Genomic DNA, 17,936 nt, shown 5'->3' with positions numbered 1-17,936 from the left:
CGCGGCCGCCGTGGCGTCACGCCCACGCCCGCTGGCCAGGCCCTGGCCCGTCATGCCCGGCTGTTGCTGCAACAGGCCGAGCACCTGCAACAGGACCTGGCGGAGTACGCCAACGGCGTCAAAGGCCAGGTGCGCCTGCTGTGCAACACCACCGCCCTCAGCGAATACTTGCCAGAACTGCTGGCGGATTTTCTGCGCGAGCACCCCAACCTCGATATCGACCTGCAGGAACTGCCCAGCCTGCGCATCACCCAGGCCTTGCGCCAGGGCACCGCAGACCTGGGGATCATCTCCGACGCGGTGGACACCCACGGCTTGCAGACCCTGGCGTTTCGCGACGATCCGCTGGTGCTGATCATGCCGTTGGAACATCCGTTGGCGGCAAGTACGGTGAGTTTTGTCGACAGCCTGCACTACGACTATGTGGGCCTGGCCGCCCACAGTGCGTTGGCGGTGTACCTGGAAGAACAGGCGTTGCACGCGGGGTTTCGCTTGCAAACGCGCATCCGGGCCGAGGGCTTTGATGGGGTGATGCGCATGGTCGCACGCGGCGCGGGCCTGGGGATCGTGCCCCAGGCGGCACTGGCGCGTTGGCCGTTGGAGCAGCGCTTCAAGGCCCAACCGTTGCGAGAAGATTGGGCCTGTCGAACGTTGCTGTTATGCGCACGCTCGTTCGAACAACTGCCGGGTTATGCCAGGGCCTTGCTCGACGCCTTGGCCCTGCCCTTGCGGAAAAACCCGTAATACACCGCCGATAGAATCAGCAGGAACGGCACGCCGAACACCAGGGTCATCTTGAACGCGTCGGTGAAATACGTGGTGATCATCACCGCGCCCATCAGCACCAGGCCCAGCAGCGTGCTGTAGGGAAACAGGCGCAGTTGGAACGACAACTTCGCCCCGCCATGACGCTTGCGATAGCGGCGGAAGAACAGGTGCGTCAGGAAGATCATGAACCAAGTGAAGATCGCGCCGAACATCGAGATCGCCATCATCAGTGTGAACGAGCTTTCCGGGTAGACCACGTTAAGCAAGGTCGCCAGGGCGATGCCCGAACTGGACAACAACAAGGCGTTCAGCGGGATGCCGCTCTTGCTCAACGCGCCCATGGACGTGGGCGCAAAGCCGGCGCGGGACAGGCTGAACATCATGCGCGTGGTGATGTAGAGCTGGCTGTTCATCGCCGACAGCGCCGCGATCAGAATCACGAAATTCATCACCCCGGTGGCGCCGGGAATGCCGATGGTCTGCATCACCGTGACGAACGGGCTCTGGGCCTGCCCGGCCTGGTTCCACGGCACGATGGCCAACATCAGCGCCAACGTCAGCAGGTAAAACACCACCAGGCGCACGATGGTCGCGCGAAAAGCCTTCTTCACCGCCTGCTCCGGGTCGGCAGCTTCACCGGCCGCCACGGCGATCATCTCCACGCTCAGGTAGCTGAAGATCGACACGATCACCGCGATCCACATGCCGCTCAAGCCATGCGGGAAAAAGCCGTCGTGGGCCGTGTAGTTCTGCACGCCGTACTGCGGGTTGCCGGAGCCGAACACCACGTACACCGCGAGGAGGATGAAGCCGACGATGGCGCTGATCTTGATCGTCGAGAACCAGTATTCGAAGTTGCCGAAGGTTTTCACGCTGATGGCATTGAGCAGGATCAGCACGCTGGAAAACGACACGATCCACACCCACTCCGGCACGTTAGCGAACCAGTACTTCATGTACATCGCCACCGCCGTGACCTCGGCGCCCACCGCCAGCACAATCGCCGCCCAATAGGCATAGCGCACCAGGAACCCGGCCAGCGGGCTGATGTAGAACTCGGCGTAGGCACCGAAGGAGCCGGAGGTGGAATGGGCCACCGTCATCTCCGCCAGGCAGCCCATCAGTAGCAAGGTGATCAATGCACCGATGGCGTAACTCACCAGCACGCTGGGCCCGGCATAGCCGATGGCATAGGCGCTGCCCATGAACAGCCCGGTGCCGATAGCGCCACCGATGGCGATCATACTCATCTGGCCGGAAGTGAGCTGGCGCCTCAGGCCCAGTTCGCGGTGGGTGATTTCTGCAAAGCCGTCGTTTGGCGTGGTCACGTGGTGTGCCCCTTATTGTTGTGATTGCACGATTTGTCTGTTGCCACAGATCCCCTGTGGGAGGGGGCTTGCTTGCGATAGCAGTCTTTCAGTCGATGCATGGGTGACTGATCCGCCGCCATCGGGGGCAAGCCCCCTCCCACAGGGGTCTGTGGTGTTCATTCATTGAGTGTCTGGCGCAGGCTCAGTGTGGGAGGGGGCTTGCCCCCGATGGTGGTGTGTCGGTCGCCGGATTCGCACGCTGATACGGCTCTATCGGGAGCAAGCCCCCTCCTCCATTGTTGTCTGTGTTTGTTCAGGTGACGCTGTTGCGCACCTTGAATTGCGGTTGGTCCCAGGTGCGGTTGTCGAGGATGTCGCCGAGGAGTTCCACGGCGTCCCACACTTCGGTGAAACTGGTGTACAGCGGCGTAAAACCAAAGCGCATGATGCGCGGCTCGCGGTAGTCGCCGATCACTCCACGGGCAATCAGCGCCTGGATTACCGCGTAGCCTTCAGGGTGTTCGAAGCTCACATGACTGCCGCGCTTGGCGTGCTCGCGCGGGGTGATCAAGACCAGACCGTGGGCGGCGCAACGGGCTTCGACGCACTCGATGAACAGGTCGGTCAGGGCCAGGGATTTACTGCGCAGGCTGGCCATGTCGGTCTGTTCGAAAATCTCCAGGCCGCATTCCACCATGGCCAGCGAGGTGATCGGCTGGGTGCCGCACAGGTAACGGGCGATGCCGGCACTCGGCGCATAGCTCGACTCCATGGCGAACTGCCGGGTATGCCCGAACCAGCCCGACAACGGCTGGCGGACCACGTCCACCAGCGCGGGGTTAACCCACACGAACGCCTGGGAGCCGGGGCCGCCGTTGAGGTATTTGTAGGTGCAGCCGATCGCGTAATCGGCGCCGGCCCGATGCAGGTCGATGGGCACCGCGCCCGCCGAATGCGCCAGGTCCCAGAGGCTCAGCGCGCCGCACTCGTGGCTCAATGCGGTGAGCGCCTGCATGTCGTACATGTAGCCGGTCTTGTAGTTGACGTGGGTGAGCATCACCACCGCCACGTCCTGATCAATGGCCTGGGGCAGTTCGTCCGGGCTGTTGACCAGCCGCAGGGAATAGCCCTGTTGCAGCAGTTCGGCGAGGCCCTCGGCGATGTACAGGTCGGTGGGGAAGTTACTCGCTTCACTGACGATCACCTTGCGCTGCGGCTGGCGTTGGCGCTGCACGCTCAAGGCGGCGCTGAGCACCTTGAACAGGTTGATGGAGGTGGTATCGGTGATCACCACTTCGCCGTCGCCCGCACCGATCAACGGCGCCAGGCGATTGCCCAGGCGCTGGGACAAGTCCGCCCAACCTGCGCTGTTCCAACTGCGAATCAGGCCATTGCCCCACTCCTCGGCGATCACCTGTTGCGCCCGCGCAAGCGCTGCCACCGGACGCGCACCGAGGGAGTTGCCGTCGAGGTAGATCACCCCCTGCGGCAAGGCGAACTGGTGACGCAGCGGCGCCAACCGGTCCTGGTCGTCAAGGGCTTGGCAATGGCTTCGAGTGATCATGGGCTGTCCTGATTTTTATAAGGGAATATGCAGCAAATAATGAACGAGGTTTTAGAGAATTTTCGTGCAAAGTGGTGGGCAACAGGCTAATTAAGCTGTAGGAAATTCGAAGTTCAACCGAAAAAACGCGGATTTATTCTAAGCATGATTCTCGACGCCACCGACCTGCGCCTCCTGCACTTCCTGCAACAGGACGGCCGTATCAGCAACCAGGAACTCGCGGAAAAAGTCGCGCTGTCGCCCTCCGCCTGCCTGCGCCGTCTGCGCCTGCTGGAAAGCGAAGGGATCATCAGCGGCTATCGCGCAGTGTTGAATGCCGAGCAGTTGGGGATCGAGCTGGAAGCCATCGTCCACCTGTCATTGCGCCAGGACGTGGAGGATTGGCACGAGACGTTTATCCAGAAGGTGCAAGGCTGGCCGGAAGTGGCCAGCGCTTACGTGATTACCGGCGCCAGTAACTATGTGCTGCGGGTGCAGGCGCGCAACCTCAAGCACTTTTCGGACTTCATCGTGAACCACCTGAACCGCACGGCCGGGGTGATGGATATCCGTTCGGAGATTGTGTTGCAGAAGATCAAGGATCGCGATGAGGTGTTGGATCTGGTGTTGCGCAAATAGCCGCAGCACCATCGGTCAAAAAATGTGGGAGGGGGCTTGCTCCCGATAGCGGTGTGTCAGTCGCCGGATTCGCAAGCTGATCCATCGCCATCGGGAGCAAGCCCCCTCCCACATTTTTTGACCGTGCTGATCAATCTTCCAATGCACGCACCCGCTGCATGCGCTTTTGCTCTACCGGCGCAGCGGCGAGCTGCACCTCAAAGTCAAAATCAATCTGCGCAAAACGCCCGTCCACACCCAACTCCCGCGCCAATTGCTGATCGTCACTGAAGCGAATTTCGGCAATCAATTCATCCCGTGTCGCGTAGGCAAAATCATCGTGCAGGTACGGGTCGTCCGACAGGTTGATCTGCGTGGTCAGGTGCCGATGCCCCGGTGCCGAGATGAAGAAGTGAATATGCGCCGGGCGCTGCCCGTGGCGTCCGAGTTGATCGAGCAACTGCTGGGTCGGCCCGGTCGGTGGGCAGCCATAGCCGGACGGCACGATGCTGCGAAAACGGAAGTTACCCTGGGCATCGGTCTCGATGCGGCGGCGCAGGTTGAATTCCGACTGCGCGGTGTCGAACCAGGAGTAAGTGCCGCCGGTATTGGCCTGCCACACATCGACAATCGCCCCGGCCACCGGTTTGCCCTGCGTGTCCCGTACCTGACCGCGCATGAACAGCGGCACGCCCGGGTCCTGGCCGTCATCCAGGCGCGCTTCGTATTTCGACAACGGCGCCCCCGCCACATACAGCGGGCCTTCGATGGTGCGCGGCGTGCCGCCGGTTTTGCCGGCTTCTTCGTCGGCGGCGTCCATCAGCAAGTCCAGGTAATGCTCCAGGCCGAGCCCGGCGGCGAGCAAACCGGCTTCCTGGTGTTTACCCAATTCGTTGAGGTAGTTGACCGCCGCCCAGAACTCTTCGGGGGTGACTTCCAGGTCTTCGATGATGTTCACCGTGTCCCGCAGGATTCGGTAGATCAGCGTCTTGGTGCGCGGGTTGCCGCTTTCGCTGCGGTTGCCGCTGGCTTCTTCGAGAAACTGTTGGGCGTGGGCAGTCTGGGACAGTCGGATGGACATGGTGCAATCCTCATCTTGTAATTATTCGGGATAAAACAGGCTCAACGGTCGTCCGCGTGGATCGACGACGGGTGCCTGCACAGCGCATTCACTTCGATGGCCATGTAGGGATAAAGCGGCAGTTGCATCAGCAGGTCGTGCAGTTCCTGCACGCTGTCGACATCGAACACGCTGTAGTTGGCGTAGAGCCCGGCGATGCGCCACAGGTGGCGCCATTTGCCCTCTTGCTGCAGGCGCTGCGCCAGGGCTTTTTCTTCGGCCTTGAGGTTGGCGGCGCGTTCGGGGTTCATGTCGACGGGCAGGTGTACGCTCATTTTTACGTGGAACAACATGGCAGGCGCCTCTTAGTGGTTGTCACGCCGGAAGAACGCCAGACGCTCTTCATCGATGGTCAGGCCCAGGCCCGGTGCGGTGCCGACATGCAGGTGGAAATCGCGGTACACCAGCGGCTCGGTGAGGATGTCCACGCCATACGCCTTGCGGCCGAACAGGCTGGAATACGGATCGGGCGTCGGGTATTCGGTGATATTGAGGATGCCCACGTCCACCGCCGCCACCAGCACATGCACCTGTTTGGGCACGCTGCCATCGGCATTTTTTGCGGCGACTTTCACCGTCAGCGCTTGTTTGGGGCGCATTTTTTCCGGTGCGGTGAGGGTCAGCCCAAGTTTGCGCTGGGTGCGATCCAACGGCAGGTGCAGCAGGCCCACCGCCCGTTTGGGAGTGATGTTGGCTTTGCGCTCGCCGGGGCGAATCACCAGGGCGCTGACGTAGAGATCATGACGCGACCATTTCGGGTCGAGCTTCACGGCGAAACGTTTGCCCTCGGCTGGCACGTCGATTTCCTGCCACCACAGCGGCCCCTCGGCAGACTCCACCAGCAGGTAGCCTTTACCGGCCGCCGGCGGCGTCACGGTGACGTTGGCGGTATCGCCGTCGCCATAGGCGGGTTTGTCCAGCGCCAGCTTGACCTGATCGGGGCGCACGGCGCCGCCTTCGGTGTTGTCCTGGGCCTGGTAGCCGGCCCAGAAGCGCAGGCTGCTGACCAGCCCGGTCTGCGGGTCTTCGACCTCGACGCGGTACGGGCCCCACTCCACCTGGAAGCTGACCTTGGCGGTGTCGCCGGCCTTGATGTTCAGGGTCTGCTCGTCAAGGTTGAGGAATTTCTGGTTGTAGTGATAGCTCCAGCCGTCGCTCTCCGAGTAATTCCAGTAGTAGTCGCGGCGCTCGCGCACCAGGCGCACCTTGAGGTTTTTCGCGGCGAGTTTCTGCCCGGCCTGGTTGGCCAGCAGCACTTCAAATTCCGCCGGGCCGTCGCCGTTGGTTTCCTTGCCGTCAAACAGCCCGCGCAGACCCGGCAGTTGCTCGGCCGGCCAGATCGGCTGCACCAGGCGCCGGGTGATCGGGCGTCCGCCCGATTCGTGCAGGCTGGCTTGCACGATCAGTTGCAGCGGCGACTTGGCGTCGGCCCATTTGCTTTCCAGGCTCAGGGCTTCCTGGCCCTTGGCGTCGAGTACGCTTTCATCCAGTTCAAAATCCTGGCTCAGCTCTTCTTCGGTGACGGAGCCGAACTGGTAACCCGGCAGCGATTTCACCGCCTCGCGCAGCGGGCGCACATACACCTGCCCGCTGACCCGGTTGCCCGCCGCCGGCGCGCCGTAGAGGTAGCGGCCATTCACCTGGATGACCGGGTTCTCCGCCGGGCTCAATGCCGTGTCGCTGCCCTTGAGCTCCAGCGCCAGGCGCTCGGGCAGGAAGTCTTCGACAAGGAATTCATACAACTGTGGCTTGCCGTCGCCCAGGTCGAACACCAACTGCCAACGCCCGGTCGGCGCTTCGCCGGCCAGTTGCAGTTGATATTGATAGAGGCCGGAGGCGTCGGCATCCCAGACGAATTTGCGGCTGACCTGCTCATCCGGGCGACGCACTTCGACGCTCACCGGCTGCGGTTTAACCGCATTACCGTCCTTGTCGCGCAATAAGGCGTTGAGCAGCACGGTTTCGCCAGGGCGATACAGATCACGCGGGCCGAACACAAAAAACTGCAGCGGGTGCGACGGTTGCCCGCCGATATCGAACTCCGCCAGATCGAGGGCGGCACTGTCCAGGCGCAACAGGCTGGTCTGTTCGCCCTGCTTGGCCAGCAGCACCTGGGCCTTTTTCGGCAACGGCAGTTCGGCGTGACCGCCCTTCTCGGTCTTGCCCTGGCCCACCACCCGGCCCTCGGCGTCGAGCACTTCAAGGTCGACGCCATCCAGCGCCTTGCCGCCGTCCAACGCCTGGGTAAACACGTCCAGGCGATTGGCGTAGCGGTGAACCGACAAGCCGATATCACTCAAGGTGAACAACGTGGCCGGTTGCGAATAGTTGTAGGTGCCCGACGCACGCATCACCGCCAGGTACACACCCGGCTGCTGCAATTGCTTGAGGCCGGCGATCGGCAGCAACAGGGTTTCACGGGTATTGCGCGCCGGGTTCAGGTCGAAACGGCCGCCGTAGACCAGATCGGCCAGCGGCAGCAGTTCGCGCGATTCATAGCTTTGCAGGCTGGTGTTGCGCCCCCACTGCGCGAGGAACGACGGCAGGGATTCGGGCTTGATCCGGAAGAACTCGACGTCGATCTTGTCGACATTCAGCGCAATCACCGGCAACCCCTCGGCCAGGCGCGTGGGCAACAGCGTGCCACGGCTGGCGAAGCCGACAGTGGCTTGCAGGTCTCGGGTTTCCAGGCGGGCGATGTACTCGGCGGGCAACAGGCTGTTATTCACCGCACGCACGCCGGGGTCGACCGTCAGCACCAACTTGCGCTGCGGTTCCAGGTGGCGCAGGCGCAGTTCCATCAGGTTATCCGACAGCTCCCAGGCGCCGTCGACCTTGCCCGACTTGCTGTCGACCAGATGCAGCTTGTCGGCGAATTTCTGCTCCGGGTCCAATGGGATGGAAAAACTCACCGACAACGTGCTGGCACCGTCCAACTGCACCTCGGACACGTCCACCACACTCAGCTCACGCCCGGCATACCGCTGCTTCAACGCCGCCACATCCACCGCCGCCTTGACCGCCTTCGGCGCTACGCTGCTCGCGGCTGGCGCGGTCGGGGCGGCCGGTTTATCGGAGGAATCGCAGGCGCTCAGCAGGGCCAGCGCACAAGCCAGGAACAGTCCTTTGTTAAGCATGGGGCACTCGTAGTCAGAGGGAACCGAGGGGTGAACTATATATCAGCGCCGGCCAAGCCGATGTGGCGCCGGTCACATTGACCGACGGAGGGCGGTTTGGTTCTGGCCGGCCACCGATCCAAGCCAAATCCCACAAACACAGAAGATCAAAATCACCGGAGATCAAAATCACTGGAGATCAAAATGTGAAATGGGGGGCTAAATGTGGAATGGAAGCTAAATGTGAAATGGAAGCCAAATGTGAAATGGAAGCCAAATGTGAAATGGGGGCTAAATGTGGGAGGGGGCTTGCCCCCGATGGCGGTGGGTCAGTCAGCTTACTTGTAGCTGACCCACTGCAATCGGGGGCAAGCCCCCTCCCACCTCCCACATTTAGCCCCCCATTCCACATTGGTTCTGCGGCGTGCTGGGGGACGGTTACAATGCCGCTCCCCCAAGGAGCCCAAATGACTTCACTGCTCAGCGACTGGCGCCACCGCCCAACCCACCGCCGCGTCTGGGCCCTGGCCGCGCCGATGATCCTGTCGAACATCTCGGTACCGCTGGTTGCCCTGGTCGACAGCATAGTCATCGGCCACCTGCCCCACGCCCACCAACTGGGCGCCGTCGCCGTCGGGGCCAGCCTGTATACCTTCCTCGCCTGGGCCATGGGGTTTCTGCGCATGGGCTCCACCGGCTTCGCCGCCCAAGCCGCCGGGCGCAATGACGGCGCGGCGCTGCGGCAAATCCTGCTGCAAGGTCTGTTGCTCGCGCTGGGGCTGGCGATGTTGCTCGGCACGGTGGGCATCCCCCTGAGTCACCTGGCCCTGGAGTGGATGCAACCCTCCCCCGAACTGAACCAACTGACCCGCGAATTTTTCCACACCCGCCTGTTCGGCCTGCCCGCCGCCCTCGCCAGCTACGCCCTGGTCGGCTGGTTCCTCGGCACGCAAAACGCCCGCGCGCCGCTGGCGATCCTGCTGACCACCAACCTGGTCAACATCGCCCTGAACCTGTGGTTTGTACTCGGCCTGGACTGGGGCGTGGTCGGTTCCGCGCGGGCGTCGGTGATCGCCGAATGGACCGGCGCACTGCTCGGCCTGGCCCTCACGCAAAAAGCCCTGCGCGCCTACCCCGGGCATATCGCCTGGGCCGCTTTGCAACGGTGGCACAGCTGGCGCCCGCTGCTGGCGGTGAACCGCGACATTTTTATCCGCAGCCTGGCGTTGCAGTCGGTGTTTTTCATGATCACGGTGCAAGGCGCACGGCTGGGCGACGCCACGGTAGCGGCCAACGCGCTGCTGCTCAACGGCCTGTTGCTGACCGCCCATGCGCTGGACGGTTTGGCCCACGCCGTCGAAGCCCTGTGCGGCCACGCCATCGGCGCCCATGACCGTCACGCGTTGCGCCGCTCACTGGTCGTCGCCTGCGGTTGGTCGCTGATCGCCAGCGTCGGTTTTGCCTTGCTGTTCAGCTTCGCCGGTCATCTGTTTATCGCGATGCAGACCGATATTCCCAGCGTGCGCGAAACCGCCGACATCTACCTGCCTTACCTCGCGGTACTGCCGTTGATTGCGGTGTGGAGTTATCTGCTGGACGGGCTGTTTATCGGCGCCACGCGTGCGCGGGAAATGCGCAATGGCATGCTGCTGACGGTGCTGATTACGCTGCCGTTCGCCTGGGCATTGCAGGGCCTGGGCAACCACGGGTTGTGGATAACCTTTCTGCTGTTCATGGCGGTGCGCAGTCTGACGCTCTGGGCGATTGCCTGGCGACTGAAGCGGCGGGGGCTTTGGTTGGGCGGGAATTGAAGGAAGGGCTGACTTGCCTACGACGGCGGCGTATCAGCAGTTAAATCACTGCCTGACACACCGCCATCGCGGGCAAGCCCGGCTCCCACATTAGAGCCGGGTCACTGCACTTATGAAGACAGGTAAGACGAACGCGTCAGGCCCAGACGCAACGCATCGAGAAACTGCGTGCGCTCGCTGGCGCTGATCTTCGCGCTCGCGCACTTGTCCCGGTAATGCGTCATCAATTCTTCCGGCGACAAGTGAACATAACGCAGCATGTCTTCGATGGTGTCGTGGGTCTCGATCCCGGCGCTATACACCGAACCGTCGGCACGCTGGTAGATATTCACCGAGTCGGTGTCACCGAACAGGTTGTGCATGTCACCGAGGATTTCCTGGTAGGCGCCGACCAGGAAGATACCCAGCAGGTAGTCTTCGCCATCCTTCAACGCGTGTACCGGCAGGCTGGTCTCGATGCTCTGCTCGTCGACGTATTGCTTGATCTTGCCGTCGGAGTCGCAGGTCAAGTCCTGCAATACCGCGCGGCGCATCGGCTCTTCGTCGAGACGGTGCAGCGGCAGGATCGGCAGTACCTGGCCGATGGCCCAGGTATCCGGCAGGCTCTGGAACACCGAGAAGTTGCAGATGTATTTATCCGCCAGCTTGTCGTTGAGTTCGTCGAGCACCTGGCGGTGCGAACGCTGGCGCGCCTTCAGCGAGTTATGCAGGCGGCGGCACACGGCAAAGTAGCATTGCTCGGCCAGGGCTTTTTCCGCCAGGGACAGTTTGCCGTCAGCGTACTGGGTGGCCACGTCGCTCATGTAGTGAGTGGCGCGCCAGTAGGTTTCGGTGACCATCTCGATGTCGGTCGGGCCGAGCAGGTCCACCAGCCATTGCACGGTTTCCGGCAGGTTTTCCTTGTTCTCGATCTGCGGCATTTCGTCGTTGTGCTTCTCGACGTCGGTGACTTGCACCACCAGCATGGCGTGGTGCGCGGTCAGGGAACGGCCGCTCTCGGAGAAGATGTTCGGGTGCGGCAGGCTCTGCGCGTCGCAGAATTCCTTGAGCATGCCCACGACCACACCGGCGTAGTCGTCCATGTCGTAGTTGATCGAGCTGGCGTTACGCGAGTGGGTGCCGTCGTAGTCCACGCCCAGGCCGCCGCCGACGTCGATGTGATCCACCGGCAGGCCGAGGTTGCGCAGTTCGCCGTAGTAACGAATGGCTTCCTTGAACCCGTGCTGGTAGTCGGCCAGGTTGGCGATCTGCGAGCCCATGTGGAAGTGCAGCAGGCGGATGCCCTGGTCCAGGCTGGCGGCGCGGAAGCGCTCGACCACCGACAGCAGTTGCGCCGCCGACAGCCCGAACTTGGACTTCTCGCCACCCGTGTCGGCCCACTTGCTCGACGCCAGGGACGACAGGCGCACGCGCAGGCCGACCTGTGGCTTGACCTTGAGGTTGGCGGCTTCTTCGATCACCAGCTCAACTTCGGACTCTTTCTCGATCACAATGAACACGTTGTGACCCAGCTTCTGGCCCATCAGCGCCAGGCGGATGAATTCGCGGTCCTTGTAACCGTTGCAGACGATGGTCCCGCCTTTCGGCGCCAGCGCCAGCACGGCCAGCAGTTCAGGCTTGGAGCCGGCTTCGAGGCCGATGGACACGTCCTGGGTGGCGATGATGTTTTCGATCACCGCTTCCTGCTGGTTCACCTTGATCGGGTACAGCGCGGTGTATTTGCTCTGGTATTCCAGACGCTCGATGTTCGAGTCGAATGCACCGGTCAACTGGCGCACGCGGTCTTGCAGGATGTCGGGGAAACGCACCAGCAACGGCAAGGACAAGCCGCTTTTGCGCAGCGCGTCGACTTGCTCGTACAGGTCGACCGGCGTGCTTTTCGGGCCGTTCGGACGAACTTCAACGCGACCGGCATCATTGATCGCGAAATACCCGGCCCCCCAATGGCGAATCCCGTAAACACTACGGCTGTCCGCAACTGTCCATTGGCTGCCATCGTCTTTGCGTGTGCGTCGTACGGACATTGAAGTCCCCTATAAATGAAGTCGAAGGCGCCGCCCCTCGTTCGAGGCTGGCGCAGTCTAAAGAATGAAAATGACGATTTGCCTGTAAGCAAGGTCAGACCCCACTCGCAGGACAGAGTTTAGACACAGGTTGGGAAGAGGCTTTCAGCCGCCGGACTTCTTGGCCTTGTACCCGAGCTTGATCAGCTCGGCCAACAGCAACTCGACGTGATCGCCCTGGATCTCGATGACCCCGTCTTTCAACGCGCCACCGGTGCCACAGCGCTTTTTCAGCGTGGTAGCCAGTTCCTTCAAGGCGTCTTCGGCCAGCGGCGCGCCGGTGATGGTGGTCACCGTTTTGCCGCCACGGCCTTTGCTCTCGCGTCGCACGCGGGCAATGCCGTCGCCTTCGGGGATCAGGGTTTGTTTGCAGGTACAAGCGTCCACGGGCTGACGACAGTCCGGGCAGTGTCGACCTGCGTCGGTGGAAAATACCAGGCCACCGAGGGCGGCGAAGGATGCGGCTTTTTTGGCCACCGGCAATCCTCTTGTGAGGACAAAGACTGATCGGCACACGCTCAGGAGGTTGCCGACCGCGAAGCCCCACTCAGGCAGGGGCAGCGCTACCGACCCGCCAAGGCGGTTCGGGTGAAAAGTCGCGCAGTGTAACCACAAAAGGCCCACTTGCTAAGGGCCAAATGGCGCCAATTTATACAACTTTAGCGACGTGAGGCCAGATAGCGGCGCAAGCCCTCTTGCGCGTCCGGGCAGTAGGGCTTTTGTTCAGCTTCCTGTAGGACTATTTCAAGGGGTAAAAAGCGCGCTTCCATGACTTCTTCAGGCTGCAGGCTCAGCGCGCCATCCCACACGGCTGCGTAGGATTTGCACCAGAGCCGGCTGTCGCCGTCCTCGAAGTAGAAATGGTCGTGTTCAACCAGTTCCACCCCGCCCACGCCGAGTTCTTCTTCAAGCTCCCGGGCGGCCGAATCGGCATAACTCTCGCCGTCCGCCACCATCCCGCCCGCGGCCGTGTCCCAGAATCCGGGGTACAGGGCTTTGCTCAGGGTGCGGCGATGCACGCACAGTTCACCTGCCGAGTTGAACAGGAAGATAAAGGTGCAACGGCCGATCAGGCCGCGCTGGCGAAGGTCGGACCGGACCAGGGCGCCGAGCAGGTTGTCGTGCTCGTCGACCCAGCAGATCAGTTCCGCATCGGAGGCCGCGCGGTGCGCGGCCTCCTTTTGAGTCACGTCCATCATCACCCTTGGTTAAGGAGCTGACGCAAGTCGATCACGGCCGCGTTGGCCCGGGAAATGTAGTTGGCCATCACCAACGAGTGGTTGGCCAGTATGCCAAAGCCGCTGCCGTTGAGGATCATCGGGCTCCAGACCGGCTCTTGCGAAGCCTCCAGCTCACGAATGATCTGGCGCACGCTGACCGTAGCGTTTTTCTTGGCCAGCACGTCGGCAAAGTCGACTTCGATAGCGCGCAACAGGTGGGACAAGGCCCAGGCCTGGCCACGGGCTTCGTAGAACACGTTGTCGATCTGCATCCATGGGGTTTCCACCACTTCTTCATCGAGCTGCGGCACTTCGCCCGGCGCCAGCGCTTCGGTTTTCAGTGAGGTGTTCAGCTTGACCCGGCCGACACTCGCCGACAGACGTTGCGACAACGAACCCAGGCGTGTGGCGACATCGCCCAGCCAGTTGTTGAGGTTGTCGGCGCGCGCATAGAACAAGGCGCCGCGCTGGTTCGGGTCGGACAGGCGCGCTTCATAGCGGCTCAGGGAGTTGATGCCTTCCTGGTACTCCGACTCGCTGGAAGGCAGCACCCAGCTTTTGTTGTCGAAGTTGAAACGCGGCTCGGCCTTGGCCAGGTCGGCGTCTTCCGCCGACTGCGACTGGGAACGGGCGAAATCCTTACGCAAGGCACGGGTCAGGTCGCGCACCTGAACCAGCACGCCGTATTCCCAGCTCGGCATGTTGTCCATCCACAGACCCGGCGGGAAACGGTCGTTGGAAATATAGCCACCAGGCTTGTTCAGCAAGGTGCCGGCCACGGTCTTGAGGGTTTCCACGGTGGTGTAACCCAGCACCATCTGCTTGCCTTCCTTTTCGGCGGCAAGCTGGGCGTTCTGCTGGACCGGGAACAGCGCCGGCTCTTCGCTCCAGTACCAACCCAAAGCACCGGTGACCAACAGATACAAGCCGAGTACGCTGAGCACCGCTCGGCTCATCAGCATGCTACGCAAATAGCTGCGATTGGCCGACTTGGGTTCAGGGGCGGGGCCTTTGGCACTGCCTGCACGGTTTTTCCAGTCCAGCATGGCGATATCCTTTCAATCACTTGAGTTCATGCACTTCAATCGACGGCGTGCGTTCAAACACTCCGACAGCAACCCTACCCCATCGTGCCCGTCAATGCGGGGCTTTTCATCGAACAGCCGTCATCCAATGGGCGTACCTGAGGGCATCCGACTATAAAGGATGCAGGTTTTTTTCGCTGTGCGACCAATGAGTCAATAACTGAATGCCAGGGATACGCAGTTAATTGACGTATGACACTCATCGAACCGAAAAGAGGTGCTAGCATAGAGCCATTAGTCGACCTCAGTACGCACCTTCACTAGTAGTCAGGATATGACCGAGCCAGAAGACCCCAGCCGTGAGCGTCTCAAGCAGCACTTTGCCCAGCGGGTAATCCATCAGGCACGTCAAATTCTTGAGATCTGGCAGCGCCTGCAGCGCAGCGAATGGTCCGACGCCGACTTCTCCGAACTCAGCGAAGCCAACCTGCGACTGCTGCGCTTCGCCGAACGCTTCGAACAGCCCGAACACGGCCAACTGGCGCAGCATATCGGCGAGTCGCTCAAAGCGGTGGACGCCAATCGCGGCCGCCTGAGCAGCCAACTGATCACCGAAATCAACCGCCTGATGCAACGCCTGTCCCGCACCGGCCTGCGCCAGGGCGACCAGCTTGAGCAAACCTTCCTGCCGCCGATGCGCAAGCCGATCTACGTGATGCTGGCCGATCACGATCGCGCCGAGCGCCTGGCCAAGCAACTGGAATTCTTTGGCTTGAGCGCCCAGTCCCTGGACAGCGTGGCGGCGTATCGTGTGGCGATGGCCGAGCGCCTGCCGTCGGCGATTGTGATGGACGTGGACTTCTGCGGCCCGGGCCTGGGCCTCCAACTGGCCGCCGAGGCCCAGGAAGGCCTGGAGCAAAAGCTGCCGTTGCTGTTTTTCAGCCTGCATGAAACCGACACCCCGACCCGCCTCGCCGCCGTGCGCGCCGGCGGCGAAGAGTTCCTGACCGGCACGCTGGAAGCCTCGAGCCTGCTGGAAAAAATCGAAGTGCTGACCTGCGTTGCGCAGTACGACCCCTATAAAGTGCTGATCATCGACGACTCACGGGCGCAGGCGCTGCACACCGAGCGCCTGCTCAACAGTGCCGGCATCATCACCCGCACGCTGATCGAGCCGATCAAGGCCATGGCCGAGCTGGCGGATTTCCAGCCCGACCTGATCATCCTCGACATGTATATGCCCGCCTGTACCGGCACCGAACTGGCCAAGGTGATTCGTCACAACGACCGTTACGTCAGCGTGCCGATCATCTACCTGTCGGCCGAGGACGACCTGGACAAACAGCTGGACGCCATGAGCGAAGGCGGCGACGACTTCCTCACCAAGCCGATCAAGCCGCGCCACCTGATCACCACCGTGCGCAACCGCGCGGCCCGTGCGCGCAACCTCAAGGCACGGATGGTGCGCGACAGCCTGACCGGCCTGTACAACCACACCCATATCCTGCAACTGCTCGAAGACTGCAGCTTCCGCGCACGCCGCGAGAACAAGCCGTTGAGCTTTGCCATGCTCGACATCGACCACTTCAAGCGGGTCAACGACAGCCACGGCCACCCCATGGGCGACCGGGTGATCAAGAGCCTGGCGCTGTTTCTCAAACAGCGCTTGCGCAAGACCGACTACATCGGCCGCTACGGCGGTGAAGAGTTTGCGATTGTGATGCCCGATACCGACCTGGAATCGGCCTGCAAGGTGCTGGATGAGATTCGTGGGCGCTTTGCCGAAATTCACTACCCGGCCCAGCCGCATGACCTGTGGTGTACCTTCAGCGCCGGGCTGGTGGAGCTGTGCGACGATTCCGACAGCCTGATGATGGCCACCCTAGCCGACGAGGCGCTGTACCGCGCCAAGGATGCCGGACGCAATCGCGTTCAAGCCGCGCGCACATCAAAGCAAAGTGCCATCTTTTCACCGGAATCCAGTGATTCCGTCATAACTTTGTAATGGAAACGCAATAACTTCAGGCACTTAACTTTTGCTGTCGGTTGAAACCACGCATGCGCCTGAAGCTGCTGACCAATCTCAATACCCTCCTGCTGGTGGCCGTGTGCCTGGCACTCGGGGCGACGCTCTGGTGGTCGCAACGCGCACTGGAGCGGCCTTACTTGTTGATGGAACGCTACCTGGGGTTGTCGCAGACCTTCCAGAACCAGGCCGCACGCAATATCGACGACTACCTGGCCAGCGGCGACGCCCTGCGCTTGAGCAGCGCCAGCCAGAGCCTGGAAAGCCTGCTGCAGCACTTGGATGAATTGCCTGCCGACCTCGCGCAAAGCCTGCGCCCCAGCCTGAAGGAGCTCGATACCTTCAGCAAAACCGACCTGCTCGCCGCCGGCAAATTGGCCGGCGACCCGCAAGCGCTGCTGCTGCAAGCCGAGCGCGAATTGGGCGCGAACCTGGAGCAACTGAGCCAGTACGCCAGCGCGGTCAATTCGCCCGACGCGGCGCGCTACCTGCCGCCGCTGCTGGCAGCCTCGCAGCACCTGGGCAAGCTGTCCCTGGCCCGCGACAAGCTGGTGAGCAGCGGGCGGGCGGAACTGGCGGACGATGTGGAGCGCGAAGTCGCCAATATCCGTGGCCAGGCCGACCTGCTGGAGCAACTGCCCTTACTCGGGGTCAAGGCCAGCGCCGGCTCGAACACCGATGACTTTTCGGCACTGATGGGCCTGGAAAACAGCGAAAAAGCCGAAACACAAGACACCGGCGTCGACCTCAAGCGCGAACTCAACAGCCTGCTGACCCGCTACCCGGCCGAACTCAAGCGCACCCGCGAGCAAATCCAGCAGCGCGCCAACCTGGCCGCCGGCACCCAGCTGAAAATCGCCGCCGTGCAACAGGCCATCGCAGGCCTGGAGCCGGTCGTGCGCGCGCAACACGCCGCGATCCAGGGCGAAGTGCGCCTGATGCAAGGGGTGATGATCGGCCTTATCCTGCTGATCGCGCTGCTGATCGATACCCTGCAACGGCGCCTGGCGCGGGTGCTGACCAACCTGGCACCGGCCCTGTCGACCTGGGCCGAAGGCGACTTCAGCCAGCCGATTGCCCTGGGCAAGACCAACCGCGAACTGCGCGACATCGAAGCCTCCCTCAACCGCCTGCGCGCCTATCTGGTGGACTTGGTGGGTACCATTCGCGGCAATGCCGAGGAAGTGGCGGGCAGCAGCCGCGCCCTGGCCGAGTTGAGCAGCGGCCTGCAGGTTGGTCTGGTCGGCTATCGAGCGAATCACCGTCAACACGCCGCCGATGGTCGCGGACTCTTCGGCGAGTTTCTCGATCATCTG

The 17,936-nt window shown here is 62.2% G+C and carries 12 protein-coding genes and 3 pseudogenes; 5 read left to right on the top strand and 10 right to left on the bottom strand.

Annotated features, from left to right (window positions below; genetic code table 11):
* The coding region (locus tag L9Z73_RS11225) for a LysR substrate-binding domain-containing protein (RefSeq protein WP_247400156.1) at window positions 1–744 on the top strand (744 nt) is incomplete at its 5' end.
* On the opposite strand, the gene L9Z73_RS11220 is transcribed toward L9Z73_RS11225, so the two are convergent.
* Window positions 690–2,096, bottom strand: coding sequence for an amino acid permease (locus tag L9Z73_RS11220; protein ID WP_247400154.1), 1,407 nt, complete (start codon window positions 2,094–2,096; stop codon window positions 690–692). The two genes, L9Z73_RS11225 and L9Z73_RS11220, sit on opposite strands and share 55 nt — an antisense overlap.
* Window positions 2,097–2,391: 295 nt before the next feature.
* Window positions 2,392–3,642 (bottom strand): kynureninase, encoded by a 1,251-nt coding sequence (gene kynU, locus L9Z73_RS11215; RefSeq protein WP_247400152.1) that lies wholly within the window; start codon window positions 3,640–3,642, stop codon window positions 2,392–2,394.
* Between the two features lie 144 nt (window positions 3,643–3,786).
* Between kynU and L9Z73_RS11210 the strand changes: the two genes are divergently transcribed.
* Entirely contained in the window at window positions 3,787–4,260 is a 474-nt protein-coding gene (locus tag L9Z73_RS11210; protein ID WP_247400149.1) for an Lrp/AsnC family transcriptional regulator, read from the top strand.
* A gap of 130 nt (window positions 4,261–4,390) precedes the next feature.
* On the opposite strand, the gene catA is transcribed toward L9Z73_RS11210, so the two are convergent.
* The 4 genes and pseudogenes from catA to L9Z73_RS11190 form a co-directional block, all read right to left on the bottom strand.
* Complete coding sequence (catA, locus tag L9Z73_RS11205; protein WP_247400147.1) at window positions 4,391–5,320, bottom strand: catechol 1,2-dioxygenase; 930 nt, start codon at window positions 5,318–5,320, stop codon at window positions 4,391–4,393.
* A 41-nt stretch (window positions 5,321–5,361) separates the two neighbouring features.
* Window positions 5,362–5,652, bottom strand: a complete 291-nt coding sequence (gene catC, locus L9Z73_RS11200; protein ID WP_247400137.1) for a muconolactone Delta-isomerase — start codon at window positions 5,650–5,652, stop codon at window positions 5,362–5,364.
* Window positions 5,653–5,664: 12 nt separating this feature from the next.
* A pseudogene (locus L9Z73_RS11195) lies at window positions 5,665–5,787 on the bottom strand (muconate cycloisomerase); the annotation flags it as partial.
* Window positions 5,782–8,496 (bottom strand): annotated as a pseudogene (locus tag L9Z73_RS11190) (alpha-2-macroglobulin family protein); the annotation flags it as partial. The pseudogenes L9Z73_RS11190 and L9Z73_RS11195, both read right to left, overlap by 6 nt.
* 446 nt (window positions 8,497–8,942) lie before the next feature.
* Between L9Z73_RS11190 and L9Z73_RS11185 the strand changes: the two are divergent.
* Window positions 8,943–10,286: an MATE family efflux transporter gene (locus L9Z73_RS11185; RefSeq protein ID WP_247400135.1), complete on the top strand. Its 1,344-nt coding sequence runs from the start codon at window positions 8,943–8,945 to the stop codon at window positions 10,284–10,286.
* A 110-nt stretch (window positions 10,287–10,396) separates the two neighbouring features.
* On the opposite strand, the gene speA is transcribed toward L9Z73_RS11185, so the two are convergent.
* The 4 genes from speA to L9Z73_RS11165 form a co-directional block, all read right to left on the bottom strand.
* Complete coding sequence (gene speA, locus L9Z73_RS11180) at window positions 10,397–12,310, bottom strand: arginine decarboxylase (protein WP_247400117.1); 1,914 nt, start codon at window positions 12,308–12,310, stop codon at window positions 10,397–10,399.
* A gap of 144 nt (window positions 12,311–12,454) precedes the next feature.
* Complete coding sequence (locus tag L9Z73_RS11175; RefSeq protein WP_247400115.1) at window positions 12,455–12,826, bottom strand: translation initiation factor Sui1; 372 nt, start codon at window positions 12,824–12,826, stop codon at window positions 12,455–12,457.
* 182 nt (window positions 12,827–13,008) lie between these two features.
* Window positions 13,009–13,545 carry an NUDIX hydrolase gene (locus L9Z73_RS11170; RefSeq protein ID WP_247400113.1) on the bottom strand — a complete coding sequence of 179 codons (537 nt, stop codon included), beginning with the start codon at window positions 13,543–13,545 and terminating at the stop codon, window positions 13,009–13,011.
* A gap of 2 nt (window positions 13,546–13,547) precedes the next feature.
* Window positions 13,548–14,531 carry a DUF2333 family protein gene (locus L9Z73_RS11165; RefSeq protein WP_425262727.1) on the bottom strand — a complete coding sequence of 328 codons (984 nt, stop codon included), beginning with the start codon at window positions 14,529–14,531 and terminating at the stop codon, window positions 13,548–13,550.
* Between the two features lie 397 nt (window positions 14,532–14,928).
* On the opposite strand from L9Z73_RS11165, the gene L9Z73_RS11160 reads away from it, so the two are divergent.
* Window positions 14,929–16,599 carry a response regulator gene (locus L9Z73_RS11160; RefSeq protein WP_247400109.1) on the top strand — a complete coding sequence of 557 codons (1,671 nt, stop codon included), beginning with the start codon at window positions 14,929–14,931 and terminating at the stop codon, window positions 16,597–16,599.
* Window positions 16,600–16,652: 53 nt separating this feature from the next.
* Window positions 16,653–17,936 (top strand): annotated as a pseudogene (locus L9Z73_RS11155) (methyl-accepting chemotaxis protein); the annotation flags it as partial.

This window comes from Pseudomonas emilianonis (assembly GCF_023072625.1).
GTDB lineage: Bacteria > Pseudomonadota > Gammaproteobacteria > Pseudomonadales > Pseudomonadaceae > Aquipseudomonas > Aquipseudomonas paraveronii.
Note: the sequence above shows the minus strand (reverse complement) of the source record. Positions and strands in the feature narration are given on the sequence as shown.

Bases quoted from the DNA above. Each gene is read 5' to 3' on its own strand.
- kynU (WP_247400152.1), bottom strand. From the start codon at position 3,642: ATGATCACTCGAAGCCATTGCCAAGCCCTTGACGACCAGGACCGGTTG.
- L9Z73_RS11210 (WP_247400149.1), top strand. From the start codon at position 3,787: ATGATTCTCGACGCCACCGACCTGCGCCTCCTGCACTTCCTGCAACAG.
- catA (WP_247400147.1), bottom strand. From the start codon at position 5,320: ATGTCCATCCGACTGTCCCAGACTGCCCACGCCCAACAGTTTCTCGAA.
- catC (WP_247400137.1), bottom strand. From the start codon at position 5,652: ATGTTGTTCCACGTAAAAATGAGCGTACACCTGCCCGTCGACATGAAC.
- L9Z73_RS11185 (WP_247400135.1), top strand. From the start codon at position 8,943: ATGACTTCACTGCTCAGCGACTGGCGCCACCGCCCAACCCACCGCCGC.
- speA (WP_247400117.1), bottom strand. From the start codon at position 12,310: ATGTCCGTACGACGCACACGCAAAGACGATGGCAGCCAATGGACAGTT.
- L9Z73_RS11170 (WP_247400113.1), bottom strand. From the start codon at position 13,545: ATGGACGTGACTCAAAAGGAGGCCGCGCACCGCGCGGCCTCCGATGCG.
- L9Z73_RS11165 (WP_425262727.1), bottom strand. From the start codon at position 14,531: ATGCTGATGAGCCGAGCGGTGCTCAGCGTACTCGGCTTGTATCTGTTG.
- L9Z73_RS11160 (WP_247400109.1), top strand. From the start codon at position 14,929: ATGACCGAGCCAGAAGACCCCAGCCGTGAGCGTCTCAAGCAGCACTTT.